Below are 16316 nucleotides of genomic sequence, written 5' to 3'. Positions count from 1 at the left end.
TATCAGTACCAGCTCTTCGCAGTGTACATCCTTTCTTCTTTATTATTTTTCAAAGCATAGCTAAATCCCTTCTGAATGGCGAAGGCGCCTGTTTCCCCTTTCTTGTTCAGGGCCAGGAAAGCCACCTGGATCTCTTTGGCTTTTTCGCCTTTTATGCGGATGATCCGCTCCACCGCCGCCTTGCAGGCCTGTTCGGGGGACATACCCTGGCGCATGAGCTCTACCACCGTGTGGGAGCCGCACATACGGATGACATCTTCGCCCTGCCCGGTGGCGGTGCAGGCGCCGACTTCATTGTCCACGAAGAGGCCGGCGCCGATGATGGGGGAATCGCCCAATCTTCCTCTCATCTTAAAGCCCATGCCGCTGGTGGTACAGCTGCCGCTGAGATCACCGGCTGCGTCCATGGCTACCATGCCGATGGTGTCATGGTTCCAGTCGCCGTTGGACAGACGGGTGGGTGCGGAAGGACCATGACCAGCCCCTCCCGACCGGGTGTTTTCTATGTTGATAACAGGCTTGTATTCCGACTTTTTCAGCCATTGCTCATAAGCTTTTTTTGCATCATCGGAAAGCTTTTGCTCTTCCAGGTGAAATCCTTCCGCCACGGCAAATTGCTGGGCGCCGGAACCTACCAGCATGACGTGGGGCGTCTTTTCCATTACCCTTCTGGCCACGGAGATGGGATGCTTGATCCGTTCCAGGAATCCTACGCTCCCGCAGTTGCCTTTTTCATCCATGATACAGGCGTCCAGGGTGACGAAGCCGTCCCGGTCCGGGTTGGCCCCCAGCCCCACACAGCAATTGATCTCGTCTTCCGTCACGCGTACGCCCGTCTCCACGGCATCCAGCGCCCTGCCATTGCTGCCCAGGATCTTCCAGGCGCCCGCATTGGCAGCCAGCCCTGTGTCCCAGGTGGAGATGACGACAGGATTGCCCGCGAGCCGGGGATAAGGCCCCCCTGCATGTAGCTTCCGGCCCAGCAGGAGGCCAAATGAGGATAAAAAAGAGGATCGTAAGAATTTCCTTCGATTGGACATATTGGGAAACATTTATTGCTGTGATGAAATGGACGTTGCAGCGTCCTGCGTGGCGATGAACTTATCCAGGCTTCGTCTTGCCTGTCGTCTCACTTTCCTTTGAATAAGGGATGACCACCCCAGCAGCAGGCCGGGCAAGCCCAATGCCTGCCGGCTCCAGTTCCAGAAGCTGAACTCGTCCTGGTGCTCGATGATCTTTCCCCCGCTGAAAGTGAAAGAAGCCTTGCATTTGTTGACTACCTGCCGTCCCGTTGCAGAGAAAGTATAGGTGGCCACCCAATGACAGGAACCATAGTCATCAGCCGCGACGATATCGGCGGCAGTCACCTGCAGGTCCGTTGCATTACGCAGCAGCATTTCCCACATGGCCCGCACTTCGGCGCCTTCGAGGTTTTGAAAGACAGGGTCGTAGAAGAATATCTCCTCATGGTAGCAGTCGAGCATGCCTTTCCAATCCCTTTTCCCAAAACAGTCGTAGAATTTCTTTATTAACTGTTGGTTCTGGTTCATAAATTTGATGGCATAAAACTAAAATTAACCGCAGACATGAGAAAACTTCTTTTTTCGCTCCTTTTTTTTGTAGCCAGCGGCATGGCTTTCGGTCAGGGTACGAGCCAGGACAGCGCCTGGATCCGCGGGAACTACTATAAAATGGAGCGATCCATTCCTATGCGGGACGGCGTTAAGCTGTTCACGACCTTTTACATTCCCAAGGATACCACAGAAAGGCACCCGATCCTGCTTACACGCACGCCTTATTCCTGCGCTCCGTACGGAGAGGACAAATGGAAAAATTTCTTCACAGGCTATCTCCGCTATTATCTCCGGGAGGGATATATTATGGTCACCCAGGATGTCCGTGGACGCTGGATGAGCGAAGGTCAGTTCGTGGACGTACGCCCTTTTAATAAGGACAAGAAAACAGATAAGGAGGTGGACGAGGCCAGCGATACGTATGACGCCATCGACTGGATGGTCAAGCATATTCCTTTCAATAATGGCAAGGTGGGTGTTTTCGGCATCTCCTATCCCGGCTTTTATTCCACCATGGCGGCTGCCAGCGCCCACCCGGCCCTTGCAGCGGTGAGTCCCCAGGCGCCTGTAACGGATTGGTTCATGGGAGACGATTTTCACCACAACGGCGCTTTTTTTCAGATGGACGGCTGGGCCTTCTATTCCTCTTTCGGCAAACCACGGCCGCAGCCCACGACCATAGCTCCTTCCAACTTCAACTTCAACTCGAAGGACAATTACCAGTGGTACCTGCAAACAGGCGCGCTGCAGCATATCATGCAGCTGACAGGGGATAGCATTGCCTTTTGGAAGGACCTGTACCAGCATCCCAACCGGGACGCCTGGTGGCAGGCACGAAACGCACGGGTCGCGTTGTACGATATCAAGCCGGCCATGCTGGTAGTGGGCGGCCTGTTCGACGCAGAAGACTGCTTTGGCGCCTGGAATGTTTACAAAGCGCTGAAGGCGCAGAGTCCTGCCACGAATAGTCACCTGGTCATGGGTCCCTGGTATCACGGCCAGTGGGCGTCCCTCGATGGAACCCACCTGGGCAACGTGCAGTTCGGCAGCAATACATCCTTCTGGTATGAGAATAACATCGAGATACCTTTCTTCAATTATTTCCTCAAAGGCAAGGGCGCCGATCCCCGGCTGGCTGCGGCCACGATCTTCTTCACCGGGGAGAACACCTGGAAGCAATTCAGCCAATGGCCGCCGGCCGACGAAAAAGACCAGCCAATTTATTTACAGGCTGGCGGCGGATTGGCATGGGTAAAACCTTCGGCGGGCAGCAGTGCCGACGAATATATCAGCGATCCGGCCCACCCCGTCCCTTATACGGAAGATGTTCATTTCGATCGCACACGGGAATATATGACAGATGATCAGCGTTTTGCCTCCCGGCGTCCCGATGTGCTGACCTATCAGACCCCGGTGTTGACCGAGGACCTTACATTGGGCGGTCCCGTGACGGCCGATCTGAAGGTCAGTTTAAGCGGCGAGGACGCTGACTTTGTCGTGAAGCTGATAGATGTCTTTCCGGATGATTTTACCTATGGCAATGAAGCCCCGGCAGGCCGTCGCGAAACGCCGAAGACTGTTCCCATGGGCGGTTATCAGATGCTGGTGCGGGGAGAAGTGATGCGGGGCCGGTTCCGCGAAAGCTTCGAAAAGCCGGTAGCCTTCAGGCCGGGGAAAATAGAGACCGTTCGTTTCTCCATTCCGGATATTGCGCATACCTTTAAAAAAGGCCACCGGCTGATGGTCCAGGTGCAAAGCTCCTGGTTCCCCCTGGTGGATCGCAATCCCCAGAAATTTGTCAATATCTATACCTGCGGGGACGGCGATTTCCAAAAAGAGAGTATCCATGTATTCCATGATAGCGAGCATCCGTCCCAGCTCATTTTGCCTGTGATAAAATAATATTTATGCGCTACCTTATCTTATTGCTCCTGCTGCCGCTGTCCGGCAGCGCCCAGAACTACGTAAAAGACAACTATACCAAGCGGGAAGTATACATTCCTATGCGGGATGGAACGCGCCTTTTCACCTCTATCTATATTCCAAAGGATGACCGCGGCGGCCCTTTCCCCTTCCTGATGGAGCGTACGCCTTATTCCGTCGGTCCGTACGGGGACAGCGCATATCGCGGCGGGCTGGGACCCAATGCTGCGCTTTCGCGCGAGCCCTTCATCTTTGTATACCAGGATGTACGGGGGCGGTATATGAGCGAGGGAAATTTTGAGGAGATGACGCCGCATAAGGAAAGCAAAAAGGCAGGCGATAAACAGACGGATGAAAGTTCGGACACCTGGGATACGGTGGATTGGCTGCTGAAGAACATTCGCAACAACAACGGCCGGGTAGGTATGTGGGGTATCTCCTATCCCGGCTTTTATGCATCCGCTGCGCTACCCGATGCTCATCCGGCCATTAAAGCAGTTTCACCGCAGGCTCCTGTGACGGATGAATTCATAGGGGACGATGCTAATCACAACGGCGCTTTCTTCCTGTTGGACAATTTCGATTTTGATAATTTTTTCGACGTCAAACGTCCCGGGCCCGTGAAGGATTATGGAAGCAATATCTTCAGGGCGGATATTTCCGATGCCTATGAATTCTTCCTTCACCTGGGGCCGCTGAAGAATACCAATAAGCCGGCGTATTTCAACCACCAGGGAAAAATATGGAATGAGTACCTCCTCCATTCCACCTACGATGATTACTGGCGGGCAAGGAATATCCGGACGCACCTGAAGAACATCCGGCCGGCTGTGTTGGTGGTAGGGGGATGGTTTGACGCGGAGGACATGTTCGGAGCCCTGCGTACCTATGAGGCGATCGAACGGCAGTCGCCGCAGAATAGCAACTACATCGTCATGGGCCCCTGGACGCATGGTGGCTGGGCGGGAGGCGTCTGGGATCGATATGGCATACTGGAATTTGGGCAAAATGTCAACGAATATTATCACCAGTTGGAGACAGCATTTTTCAATCACTACCTGAAAGATTCTGTATCTCCTGCACTGGCGGAGGCCACGGTCTTCGAGACAGGCGTCAATCAATGGAAACATTATGACACCTGGCCGCCGAAACAAGCAAGGCCAATGAAATTTCACCTGCGTGCGGAAGGAAAGCTCTCTCCGGAAGGCAAGGCTGCGCCCGACGCGGCAGCATATGACGAATATGTCAGCGACCCATCCCATCCCGTCCCCTATGTGGAAGGGGTCAGAGGAGGAAGGGATAATCTATACATTGTCGCGGACCAGCGATTTGCCGCCCAACGGCCCGATGTGCTTACCTACAGCTCGGATACACTACCCCATGACCTCAACGTTACCGGAAGGCTCAAAGCGGACATTTTTCTCTCCTCCACAGGCACGGATGCGGACCTGGTCGTAAAGGTCATCGACGTGCTGCCGGATGGCTATCAACGACTGGTAAGGGGCGACGTATTCCGTTGTAAGTTCAGAAACAGCTTTGAGCAGCCGGAACCCCTGACGCCAGGCAAGGTGACCGAAGTGGTCTTTGACCTCAATGAGATTGCACACACCTTCAGGCAGGGCCATCGGCTGATGGTCCAGATCCAGAGCAGCTGGTTCCCCCTGGTGGATATGAACCCGCAAACTTTTGTCAATATCCCTACCTGCGGGCCTGGGGACTTCAGGAAAGCTACTATCCGCGTGTATCATGACCCGGCACACCTTTCGCATGTGGTGCTCCCGACACTTAATTGAGCTACAAGCTGCAAGCTACAAGCTACAAGTAGGCTTAGTTAAATATAAGTGCCTTATTAAATCCAGGCTTGTAGCTTGAGGCTTGTAGCTTGCAGCTGTCCCCCACGCGGAAAACAAATTTGCTGCATTCCTGCCCTTTCGCTAAATTGGGTTAGCCTCGTAATTGCTCATCTAAATTATCTCTCATGGAATCAGCTATCTCCATCGAACAGTTTCGGGAGGAGTTGCGGTCATGGAAGGCCGAGCTCTCCTCCATCAAAGAAGAAATCCGCGACTTTGAACAACACCTTGAACAACTCTCCACTAAACGTCTCCCCAAAGACCTGCTCGCCGAAGTAGAGCATTTTCAAAACTTATTTATTTGCCAGAAGGAAGTGATCGACAAGCTGCGTCATGACCTTCCCGACTCGCGCCATAAAGTGGAGAATATTTTTCATTCGCTCCGCCAGATGAACGAATCATCCAACTGGGAATCATCCACTGAAGGGTTGGAAGGCCGTATGGATACTTTCCGAAAAATATACATAGAGATAAAGCAGGATTTTCACCGGTTTGAAGCAGACTGGTACTGAATATAATTTTCTTTTTACAGATGATTTTTGGCTTTTGCTAAAGCAAAAAATAGCTAAATTGGCGCCGGATAGCCTTATTCTCACCGGCTGCTGCCATTTTCACTCACCTAATCATCTGTAATGAGAACACTCTTTTTCCTTGTTGTTTTAAACACAGGCATCCCCGTTTTTGCTCAACATCCGGACATTATTCCCCAACCAGTAAGCACACAGTGGCAGGAAGGTAATTTTGTCATCAACACGGGTACTGTACTCGTCGCCGACACTTCTGACGGTCCATCTGTCAATTTTTTCAATGCCTACCTGGAACAGATCTATGGCTTCCATCTCCGGGTTGTCGGAGAGGACAGGCAGCCCGCTGCCGGCTACATACGGCTGTATAACCATCCTGACAGGGATCCCGGCATCGTACCGGGTCCCGAAGGCCGTTATACCCTGAAAGTTGCGTCCGGTGCCATCGTCATCAGGGGCGACACCCATACCGGTGTTTTTTATGGGATACAGACCTTGCTGCAATTGCTGCCTGTAAAGCCATACGTGCTGCTGTCGACAGGGCCCGCGGTCCGCAGCACTGCGAAGATGTCCGGGCTTACCATCCCGGCCGTAACCATCGAGGACTATCCGCGGTTCGCCTACCGCGGCCTGATGCTGGATGTGGGCCGTCATTTCTTCCCGGTGGACCTGGTGAAAAAGTACATCGACTACATCGCCTTACATAAGATGAACTATTTCCACTGGCACCTTACGGAAGACCAGGGCTGGCGCATCGAGATCAAAAAATATCCCCTTCTTACACAGGTTGGCGGCTATCGCAGCGGGACCATCATCGGTCATCATCCCGGCACAGGCAATGACAGCACCCCTCACGGCGGATTTTATACACAGGAACAGATAAAGGAAGTCGTGAAATATGCGGCGGACCGGTATATCACCATCCTGCCGGAGATCGAATTGCCGGGTCATTCATCCGCGGCGCTGACGGCATATCCCTACCTGGGCTGCACGGGCGGGCCTTATCACGTTCAACAAACCTGGGGTGTCTTCAGGGACGTCTACTGTGCCGGCAATGACAGTGTCTTCCAGTTCTTACAGGATGTGCTGGATGAAGTGATCCCTCTCTTCCCGGGCGCCTATATCCACATCGGAGGTGACGAATGCCCCAAGGACAGCTGGAAGCAATGTCCCAAATGCCAGCGGCGCATAAAAGAGAATGGCCTGAAAGACGAGAATGGGTTGCAAAGCTATTTTGTACAACGGATCGAGAAATACATCAATTCCAAAGGCAAGCAGATCATCGGCTGGGACGAGATCCTCGAAGGAGGATTGGCGCCCAATGCATCCGTCATGAGCTGGCGGGGCGAGAAGGGGGGTATCGAAGCTGCCAAGGATAATCATGATGTCGTCATGACCCCGGGAGATTTTGTATACTTCGACCACTCACAGCTGCAAAACGACGACTCTCTCACGATCGGAGGCTATCTGCCGGTGGAAAAAGTCTACCAGTATGAGCCGGTGCCCCCTGGTTTGACGGCAGAGCAGGCAAAACATGTAAAAGGCGCGCAAGCCAATCTCTGGACCGAATATGTCACCAATCAAAGGAAGATCGAATATATGATCTTTCCCCGTCTGAGCGCACTCAGCGAGGTATTGTGGAGCCCGAAGGAAAAACGCAACTGGCCCGATTTCGAGCGACGACTGCAAACACAATATATCCGCTATCAGCTGTGGAAAGCCAATTATTACAGGGCCTACATGCCGCCGGCCGACTCCTCCGTCAGGAAAAAGCTGGCACAGTGGCAGGATAGTAAATTCGGTCTGCTGATGCATTGGGGCACCTACAGCCAGTGGGGCATCGTGGAAAGCTGGAGCATCTGTCCGGAAGATGAGGGTTGGACAGAGCGCCGTGGCCCATACAGCGGCAACTATTTCGATTACCTGAAAGCGTACAGGAACCTTCAAACCACTTTTAACCCTACCCACTTTGATCCTGCGAAATGGGCTGCCGCCGCAAAAGCAGCGGGGATGAAATATGTCGTCTTCACCACCAAGCACCATGATGGCTTCTGCATGTTCGACACCAAACAGACGGACTACAAGATCACCTCGCCGAAGACACCCTTCTCTGCCAACCCGCGCAGTAACGTGGCAAAGGAGGTGTTCGATGCTTTCCGCAAGGAGGATTTTATGATCGGAGCCTATTTTTCCAAACCTGACTGGAACAGCCAGCAATATTGGTGGCCCTATTTTCCGCCCAAAGACAGGAATGTGAACTACGATCCTGCCAAATACCCGGAACGCTGGCAGGCTTTTAAGGACTATACGTACAACCAGATCGAAGAGCTGATGACGGGCTATGGCAGGATGGACCTTCTCTGGCTGGATGGCGGATGGGTAAGGCCGTTGAATACGGTGGCCCCGGCCGTCGAATGGCAGCCGAGTATCACCTATGACCAGGACATTGACATGGCAAGGATCGCGGGCATGGCACGCCAGCATCAACCCGGTCTCATCGTGGTGGACCGCAGCGTACCGGGAGAATTTGAAAATTACACCACGCCTGAACAGCAGGTGCCCTCCCACCCTATGCAGGATCCCTGGGAGTCATGTCTCACCATGGGAAACTCCTGGAGCTATGTACCCAACGACCACTATAAGTCAGCCACCGAGCTGATCCACCTGCTGGTGAAGATCGTATCACGCGGTGGCAATCTCCTGCTGAATGTTGGGCCATCCCCTGACGGGGAGTGGGACGATACTGCATACAGCCGCCTGCAGGAAATAGGCGCCTGGATGAAGGTCAATGGAGAGGGGATCTATAACAGCAAACCCCGCAGCCCCTTTGCGTCCGGGAATAATATCTTTCTCACCCAGTCGAAGGATGGCGCCAGCACCTATGCATTTTACCTGGATGTTTCACTACCGGCGGAAGTAACCATCGACGGATTGAAAGTGCCGGCAAAAAGCAAGGTGGCGCTCCTCGGCCATAAAGGGCTCCTGAAATGGAGACAGGAAGGGAAAAAACTGATCATTCTTATCCCCGCAGCACTGCAACATCAAGCGATAGGGCAGCATGCGGTGGCTTTTAAAATTAGCTAAAAAAATGGGGCGGAGTATGTACTCCGCCCCTCTTGAGAAACCTTGCTTAGTTTTGAATGATCCTGAACACAAGCTTATGGATGATCTTGAATGATAATCTCTGCGCCCTGTCGGATGACCTGAAAATCCGGGATGGCCTCCAGCGATTGCAGCAGGACATCCAGGTTGTCGTTCGGCATAATACCTGAGACGGTTTTGTTCCCTATGGTCTTGCCAGCCAGCCGCACCGTGACGCCGTACTGCTCTTTTATAATGGATACCACATCCCGGAGAGGCGTGTCATTAAATGAGAGCTTATGATCTTTCCAGGCGATGACACTGTCCGGCTTCACGGATCTTTTCACCAGCTGGTCGTTGTTATATTCCACGAAATCGCCCGGCGTCATTGTCAATGCATTTCCTGCCTTTGTTTCCAGGGTCACACTCCCCTCCTGCAGCATAACATTTGATTTATCCCTACGGCTTACCACATTGAAGCGGGTGCCCGTCACGACGACGTCCAAACGGCCGGCATGCACGATGAAGCGGCTTTTCAGCGGCGTTTTACTTACGTGGAAAAAGGCTTCTCCCACCAGCCAGACCTCCCTGTCCTTCCCGTCGGTCCATCCGGATGACCATGAAACACGGCTATCTGCATTCACGACTATCTCGGACCCGTCGGGTAATTGGTTGTTCTTTACTTCTCCGTAGGAAGTTTGAAGTTCCGGGCGGTGGTACTGCCGGATGCTGTAGACACCGATTGCCAGGGCGATGGCTCCCGCGGCAGCCATCCACCATTTGCCTGCTCTTCGTAAAGAGATCATGGGAGTCTGCGCTTTTTTTATCTTTTCCAGGAGGCGTTTTTCCGCCCTGGTGATCTGGTCGGAAAGGGGGTGTGCTTCTTCCAGGCGCAACGATTCGAGGAAAGCTACGGCTTGCCGGATACGAGGGCTGTCACCAGGGTTGTCGGCGATACGCTCCTCCCACTGCCGTACGGCACGGACATCGGTCTTAAAATACCAGGAAAGAAAAGTCTCGTCACATAAGAGATCCTCTACCCCGGCATAGCTTTTAGACATAGAAAACAGTTTCCTCCTTATCCTGTACCCTGGGAAAGCGTCTTGTAATGCCCGTTTGTTAACTTTTTTTGCCTGCGGCGGCCTATTTATCCCACCAGACGCGGGAGGTCATCCTGTCACCGTCAGTCAGGCGGGAGGCGGCGGCATTATAGTGCTCAGAATTGGTTGAGGCCTCGCTTTGGGGGTAGGTAAAGCGACGGGGGATCTTTCCTCCCGTGATATTGCCCGGGTAATTCACCGGAGTGAGCACCGGGTAACCACTCCGTCTCCAGTTGGCAAAGCATTCATTCTCATCCATAAAACCAGCTATCCAGTACTGTTCGTTGATCTGCTGGAGTGCAAGGGAAGGATCATAGGGATGGCTTGCCAGCCATTCGTTGATCAGTGAGGCAGAAGGGCCGGCGCCAGCCTGGCTCCCCAGTTGCAGCATGGCAGCCTTTACACCCGCGGTATAATGTTCAGCAGGGTCATCGTTTATCCATCCTCGCCAGGCAGCCTCGGCCAGCAGCAGCTCCGTTTCTCCGAAGGTGAGGAAAAAGGTGGGCGCTTCCAGCCGGGAAAAGGTATAGCGATTGACCACGGAATAATCATTTTGGTTGCCGGTCCAATTGGGCGCTTTCGTAAGGTCATGGACTCCTTCGCTATTGGGAGGATCGTAACCATTGGGTTGCCCCAGCTGATGGGAGGACGCCGTATCCCCTTTATCGGCGGGCGCCAGGGGATCAGCGCATACAGTGGCCAGAAAAGGCAGACGCGGGTCGCCCGTATTACGCAGGAAGTCGACGAAGGTAGCGCTGAGGCGGTAGCCTGCCGGGTCATTGCCCAGCAGGATGAGTCCCGTGCCATTGACCACCGGGGTACCGGTGACATTCTCATGATGCAGGACAGCATTGTCGCCGTTGCTGCTCATTACACCACCCTGTATCGCCACCTGCACCCATTTCCTGGCAGTGTCCGGACTTATCTTGCTCAGGCGCACGGCTACGCGGACCATCTCGGAATAGGCGAATTTTTTCCAGGCAGCCGGATCGCCTTTATACAGGAGGTCTGCGGCGCCTACTGAATTTACCCGGGACGGGTCCAGCTTTTCCGCAGCGTCCTTCAATTCGTTCAGCAGGTGCGCGTAGATGTCCTTTTGCTGATCATAAACGGGTGTCGTGACACCTGCTATATAGCCCAGCCCGGCCTCGAAATAAGGGCAGTCGCCATACATATCCGTCATCCGCTGGAACATGAAGGCCTTGAAGATCCTGCAGATCTGGTATAAGTTGAATTGAGCGGAGTCGCTTTCAATGTGATGCATCGTTTCGACAATGTTGGCGATGCTGTTGGGATAGTTCTTCTCCCAATATGCCGAATTATACCCGGCATCATACAGGTATTTATCGCCGTCCCAATAAGATAAGGTAGAGGACAGGTGCTGGATCATGCAGCCTGAATAGATGAGGTTGTTACGCCAGTCCTCATAGCCATAGCCATCTGTATTGCCAGAGGTCAGCAGCTCGGCGCTGGTGAAAAGATAATTGAAGTTGATCTGGTCCCCCGTGATCTGGCCCGGGTCGGTGTTGATCTCTATAAAATCCTTCTTACATCCGCCGGCGACCAGCCAGACAGTCAACAATAGAAAGGATAGGTATTTTTTTATCTGCATCTCAGAATTTCATGTTTATATTGAAGCCCCAGCTTCTCACCGGGGGATAGCCGGATAGCTCAAGGCCTTGTCCGTTGGTACTGTTGATGCTGGATTCGGGATCGATATTCGGCGTGTGCTTCATCAACGTAAGGAGGTTGCGTCCAATCAACGAAAAACCCATGCCCTTTATAAATCCTTTCCTTAATCTGGACGCAGGCACATAATAGGACAGCGCCATCGACCTCAGCTTAACGAAACTTGCATCATAGACAAATTCTTCCGCGATATGATTGGTGCCGCCGGCTGAAATATCCTGAAAGAACCGTTGAGCAGGAACGGCCCTGGTATTACGATGACCATCGGCGGTCACCCCATTGCCGATGTACCCGCCTTCCCTACCCTCCAGCGTTTTTTTCTGAAGACCATATTGGTAAAGGAGCAGGTTCGTCCCGGAATAGAGTTTTGCACCGAATTTGAAGTCCACCAGCGCGGAAAGGCTCAGATCCTTATAACGAAACTCGTTGGTCAGGCCGCCTGTCTGCCTGTAAACGGTCGATCCCAGCGGGACGACGCCCGTATGTTCGGGCTCGCCTGCCGGAGTAGCGCCGGAAGCTCCGTCACTGTATATTACATTGCCTTTCCCATCCCGCTTGTATGCATACCCCATGATCTGTCCATAGGGCAATCCCACTACATTGCTGATGCTGACCTCGCTGCCCCAGCGGGGATAAGCCCCGCTGATGACGATGCTTTGTGCGCCGCCGATGGCGAGTACTTTATTGTTATTGACGGCCAGGTTAAAGGAGATATTCCAGGAGAACGCGGCATTTTTAAGAGGCGCACCTGTCAACAGGAGTTCGATCCCCCTGTTGCGGATCTTCCCGATGTTCTCGATATATTCATAATAACCAGAGGTGGGACTGACAGTTATACGGACGATATCATTGGTCGTCTGCTTGCTGTAAAAGGTGAAATCGAAACCCAGCCGGTTGCCAAGAAAACGCATGATCAGTCCGAGCTCCTTCTCCGCGATGCTGACGGGACGCAGTGAAGCATTCGGGATCAGGGGTACCAGGTTGCTGGTGGCGATATATCCCAGGGTCTGGCCGTTGATGGTATAGCTTGCCAGACCATAGGTAAGGCGGTTCTGGTAGGGTTCCGTACCATTGGAGGAGGCGGCATAAGAGGCTCTCGTTTTGCCCAGGCTGATCCAGGCGGGCAGACGCCAGGCTTCGGAGAAAACAAATGACCCGGATATGGAGGGGTAAAGGTAATGGTCTGTATTGATGTTGAGGGTGGAGAACCAATCGTTGCGGGCCGTCAGGTTGACAAAGAGATAATTTTTGTATCCAAGGTCCGCGTTGCCGTAAAGGGAGTTCACCCGGTAGTGCCTGTAGTAAGAGCTATAAGGTTTGATGATGATATTGCTCGCATTATAATTTCCTGCGACCTGGAAAGGCCCTGCCGGCCGGTTGGGCGAGTTAGGCACAGCCCCTACTCCGCTGATGTCCGTCACGTTGTCCTGCTGATTGCCTCCCAGGTTGGCGGAGATGCTGAAAGCGGATGCCGATCCTTTGTGCATGCCGATCATGAAGCTGCTGTTCAGCTCATGATAGTTCACCTCATATTGAGTGAGATTACCGCCGTGGATGCCGTCGCTGCGGGTATATTGCACACCGGAAGGAACGATGTTGGTGACGTTGAAGATATATCCGTCCCGGGCGATCTGCCCCTGCAGATACAGCCAATCCAATAAATTGTATTTGAGGGTCAGTCCGCCCGTGATGCGGTTGCGGTCCGTCCTGTTGATATAATCATACGCTATATAATATGGATTCTCAAAGTAATTGTCGATGGTGCCGGCCAGCTTTTCCGTACCATCGGCATTGGTCCTGTTCTTTAGCCACCTGACATCGAAGGAGGTGGGCAGGTACAACAGCGGGGCTATGATATTGCCCGCATTGTCTGAAATAGAGGCCCGGTTATTCACATGCTCAAACACATAGTCCGCCGTGAGGTCCATCTGCAGCCGGCTGGTCACGGAATAGGAGGAGTTGAAGTTCAGTCCCTGTTGCCGCATGGAGGAATTGGGGATGATCGTATTGAGATAAAGATCGGAGATACCCAGCCGGAAATGCCCCTTGTTATTGGCGCCGGTGAGCGCCACGGAGCTTTGGTTGGTAAGGCCTGTTTTGAAGAATTTATGGAAATTGTCCTTCACTGGCAGGTAGGAATATTTATCACCCAGAAAATTCACGGCCTGCGACCCATCCAGCCTGGCACCCCAACTATAGTACGGAGCAACTTCCGCCACTTGTTTATTGGCGGGCTTGACGCCCGACACGCCCTGGCCGTATACATACTGGTATTCTCTTTCGTCGATGATGGTATTGGCCGTCAGGTTATCGTTGACCTGGATACCTATGCCCCTGGTCTTTGAACCTGATTTGGTGGTAATGAGGATCGCACCGTTGCCCCCCCTGTATCCATAGAGGGCCGATGCTGCCACGCCCTTAAGGACGAGCACGGATTCTATGTCATCGGGATTGATATTGGAGAGGCCGTCTCCCAGGTCGGCGCCCCCGTATGTGCCGGAATAGCCTTGCGTAGTATTATCGTATGGCACGCCGTCGATGACATATAAGGGCTGGTTGTTGCCGCTGAGGGAAGCGTTGCCCCGGATCAGCACACGGCTGCTGCCATAAGGTCCTGTTGCATTAATAGCTACGCTCAGCCCTGCCACCTGTCCGACCAATGCATTGCCCAGATTGGGGTCTCTCGACATGGCCAGACGGGAACCATCCACCTCCGTGGCTGAAAAGCCCAAAGAGCGTTCCTGTTTCTTTATACCCAGCGCCGTCACCAGCACTTCCGTCAAAGGTTGATCCGAAGGCGTCATGATCACCCATCCCCTGGCGGCTTCCGGTGCTGGCAGCTGCCGGGCCTTATACCCAACGAAAGAGAACAGCAAAGTATCCCCCTTTCCTGCGTGAATATTGAACATGCCTTCCAGGTCGGTGACGGTGCCTTTATGGGAGTGTTTAATGGTGACGCTGACCCCGGCCAATGTCTTGCCATCAGCAGCTATAACTCTGCCCGATGCATGGCTGATGCTGAGGAGGGCAGAATCGGTTTCAGGCGGCTGATCTGTGGGGTTGAGATTCGGCACGCCAGCAGAAGGGTCATATCCGGCGGCGCTGTCATAAGGTTTTTTGCTGAGGATGACGAAAGTACGGTCATCCACTTTTTTAAAATACAGCCCGGTGCTCTTCAGCATTTGGCTGAGGACCTTTTCAACAGGGATGTTAGGTGAAAGCGTGGGTGACTGTACAAGCACTTTTCCCAGCGGCTGCTGGGAGAAGAGAAAATATACGCCTTTGGATTTGTTCAGCTCTATCAGCACTTCCAGCAATGGGCGGAGATTAGGACAGGAAGGCCGGGTGGTGTCGGCCCTGGGCATAATGGGCGGCGTAGACTGAGACCATGCCCGCAATGTTGCGTTCAGAAAAAAGACAAGCAAATAGGAGTAAAGGCTTGATTTTCTCATGAAGCTCTTAAAGCAGTTTTGAATTCGTTCTATGATCTAATGTCAGTTCTTCTGAGCATGGGCCCGGATGATAATGCCATGGTCACCCCTGGCGACATCGTATTCTGCCGTGGCCTCCAAGGCCTGCAGCAGGATATCCAGGTTATTATTGGGCAGGATCCCGGAGATCTTTCGATCAGCAATGGAATCCCCCTCCAAAACAACAGGCGTCCCGTACAGGTCGCGAATGATCGTAGCCAGCTGACTAATGGATGTATGGTCCAGGATCAGCTTTTGCTCCTTCCAGGCCAGCAGCATCTCCTTACAGCCTGTTTTCTTTTCCAGCACAGCAGGATCGAAAGCGACAAAATCTCCTGGCTTCATCACCAGCGTTTTTCCGTCTTTCGTGCGAATGGTCACGCTGCCTTCCTGCAATAATACATTGTCTGCTCCATGTCTGTTCGACACATTGAATTGCGTGCCGGTGACAATAATATCGAAATGTTCCGTATGAACAATGAACTTGCTTTTTAAAGGTGTTTTCCGGACGTGGAAAAATACTTCCCCATCGACCCAGACTTCCCTGTCCGCACCATCGTGCCAGCCGGGAGAGTAGCTGAGGCGGCTGTTGGCATTCATCGTCACTTCCGTTCCGTCAGGCAGCTGTTGGCGGTTGATCTGCCCATAGGGCGTCCTTATCTCCGGATGTGAATAGCCTCTATATTTCGTGATGAGGAACCCTGCAGCCAGCAGCACCAGAACAGCGGCAGCAGTCATCCAGCGATAACGGCCAACGATAGAAGGTTTGCGCACTTCGACGGCGGAAGAAGATTGCGCTTCGTCGCCGGAAAGTACTTCTATTCTTTGCATCAATGCCGATTCGGCCTTTTGCAGCTGCTGCGGAGAGGGTTCTATTTCGGGGAGGCGGGTGGCTTCAAGCAGGCTTATTGCTTTTTTTACGAGGAGATCCCGATCGGGGCGCCCCGTCATCCAGTCTTCCCAGGTACGGTCATTTTCTTCACCTGTCTTAAAATACCAGGAAAGAAATGAAGGGTCTGACAGCAAATCTTCCGGATCGCGATAATTTTCTGGCATAAAAACTACTAATCTAGGTCGTCGGGGTGTTGCTCTTCGCGTAAAG

Annotated in this window: 10 protein-coding genes; 4 read left to right on the top strand and 6 right to left on the bottom strand. The window is 53.0% G+C overall.

The window, feature by feature from the left end; translation table 11 throughout:
- Positions 1–2 precede the first annotated feature (2 nt).
- The gene (locus Q4E93_RS11290) at positions 3–1040 is read right to left on the bottom strand and encodes an isoaspartyl peptidase/L-asparaginase family protein (protein ID WP_303585228.1); all 1038 of its coding nucleotides are present in this window, start codon (positions 1038–1040) and stop codon (positions 3–5) included.
- A 12-nt stretch (positions 1041–1052) separates the two neighbouring features.
- A complete protein-coding gene (locus Q4E93_RS11285) occupies positions 1053–1550 on the bottom strand; it encodes a nuclear transport factor 2 family protein (protein WP_303585227.1) in 498 nt (165 codons plus the stop codon).
- A gap of 36 nt (positions 1551–1586) precedes the next feature.
- On the opposite strand from Q4E93_RS11285, the gene Q4E93_RS11280 reads away from it, so the two are divergent.
- The 4 genes from Q4E93_RS11280 to Q4E93_RS11265 all read left to right on the top strand — a co-directional run bounded on the left by Q4E93_RS11280 (position 1587) and on the right by Q4E93_RS11265 (position 8958).
- Positions 1587–3476: a CocE/NonD family hydrolase gene (locus Q4E93_RS11280; RefSeq protein WP_303585226.1), complete on the top strand. Its 1890-nt coding sequence runs from the start codon at positions 1587–1589 to the stop codon at positions 3474–3476.
- Between the two features lie 5 nt (positions 3477–3481).
- Entirely contained in the window at positions 3482–5290 is a 1809-nt protein-coding gene (locus Q4E93_RS11275) for a CocE/NonD family hydrolase (protein WP_303585224.1), read from the top strand.
- A gap of 185 nt (positions 5291–5475) precedes the next feature.
- Positions 5476–5862, top strand: a complete 387-nt coding sequence (locus Q4E93_RS11270) for a hypothetical protein (protein ID WP_303585222.1) — start codon at positions 5476–5478, stop codon at positions 5860–5862.
- A 120-nt stretch (positions 5863–5982) separates the two neighbouring features.
- Entirely contained in the window at positions 5983–8958 is a 2976-nt protein-coding gene (locus Q4E93_RS11265; protein WP_303585220.1) for a family 20 glycosylhydrolase, read from the top strand.
- Positions 8959–9032: 74 nt separating this feature from the next.
- Here the strand turns inward: Q4E93_RS11265 and Q4E93_RS11260 are convergent, their stop codons facing one another.
- The 4 genes from Q4E93_RS11260 to Q4E93_RS11245 form a co-directional block, all read right to left on the bottom strand.
- Positions 9033–10016 (bottom strand): FecR family protein, encoded by a 984-nt coding sequence (locus tag Q4E93_RS11260; protein ID WP_303585218.1) that lies wholly within the window; start codon positions 10014–10016, stop codon positions 9033–9035.
- Between the two features lie 82 nt (positions 10017–10098).
- Positions 10099–11667, bottom strand: coding sequence for a SusD/RagB family nutrient-binding outer membrane lipoprotein (locus Q4E93_RS11255; protein WP_303585216.1), 1569 nt, complete (start codon positions 11665–11667; stop codon positions 10099–10101).
- 1 nt (position 11668) lies between these two features.
- Entirely contained in the window at positions 11669–15196 is a 3528-nt protein-coding gene (locus tag Q4E93_RS11250; protein ID WP_303585214.1) for a SusC/RagA family TonB-linked outer membrane protein, read from the bottom strand.
- Positions 15197–15238: 42 nt separating this feature from the next.
- On the bottom strand, positions 15239–16270 hold the full coding sequence (locus Q4E93_RS11245; RefSeq protein WP_303585212.1) for a FecR family protein: 1032 nt from the start codon (positions 16268–16270) through the stop codon (positions 15239–15241).
- Between the last annotated feature and the right edge of the window lie 46 nt (positions 16271–16316).

It is taken from the genome of Flavitalea plasmicola (assembly GCF_030546645.1).
In the GTDB taxonomy this organism is placed as follows: domain Bacteria; phylum Bacteroidota; class Bacteroidia; order Chitinophagales; family Chitinophagaceae; genus Puia.
The sequence above is the reverse complement of the archived record's forward strand: the minus strand, read 5'-3'. Positions and strand labels throughout refer to the sequence as shown.

What these genes read in the sequence shown, in the direction of transcription:
- Q4E93_RS11290 (WP_303585228.1), bottom strand. Translation starts at nt 1,040, where the DNA reads ATGTCCAATCGAAGGAAATTCTTACGATCCTCTTTTTTATCCTCATTT.
- Q4E93_RS11285 (WP_303585227.1), bottom strand. Translation starts at nt 1,550, where the DNA reads ATGAACCAGAACCAACAGTTAATAAAGAAATTCTACGACTGTTTTGGG.
- Q4E93_RS11280 (WP_303585226.1), top strand. Translation starts at nt 1,587, where the DNA reads ATGAGAAAACTTCTTTTTTCGCTCCTTTTTTTTGTAGCCAGCGGCATG.
- Q4E93_RS11275 (WP_303585224.1), top strand. Translation starts at nt 3,482, where the DNA reads ATGCGCTACCTTATCTTATTGCTCCTGCTGCCGCTGTCCGGCAGCGCC.
- Q4E93_RS11270 (WP_303585222.1), top strand. Translation starts at nt 5,476, where the DNA reads ATGGAATCAGCTATCTCCATCGAACAGTTTCGGGAGGAGTTGCGGTCA.
- Q4E93_RS11265 (WP_303585220.1), top strand. Translation starts at nt 5,983, where the DNA reads ATGAGAACACTCTTTTTCCTTGTTGTTTTAAACACAGGCATCCCCGTT.
- Q4E93_RS11260 (WP_303585218.1), bottom strand. Translation starts at nt 10,016, where the DNA reads ATGTCTAAAAGCTATGCCGGGGTAGAGGATCTCTTATGTGACGAGACT.
- Q4E93_RS11255 (WP_303585216.1), bottom strand. Translation starts at nt 11,667, where the DNA reads ATGCAGATAAAAAAATACCTATCCTTTCTATTGTTGACTGTCTGGCTG.
- Q4E93_RS11250 (WP_303585214.1), bottom strand. Translation starts at nt 15,196, where the DNA reads ATGAGAAAATCAAGCCTTTACTCCTATTTGCTTGTCTTTTTTCTGAAC.
- Q4E93_RS11245 (WP_303585212.1), bottom strand. Translation starts at nt 16,270, where the DNA reads ATGCCAGAAAATTATCGCGATCCGGAAGATTTGCTGTCAGACCCTTCA.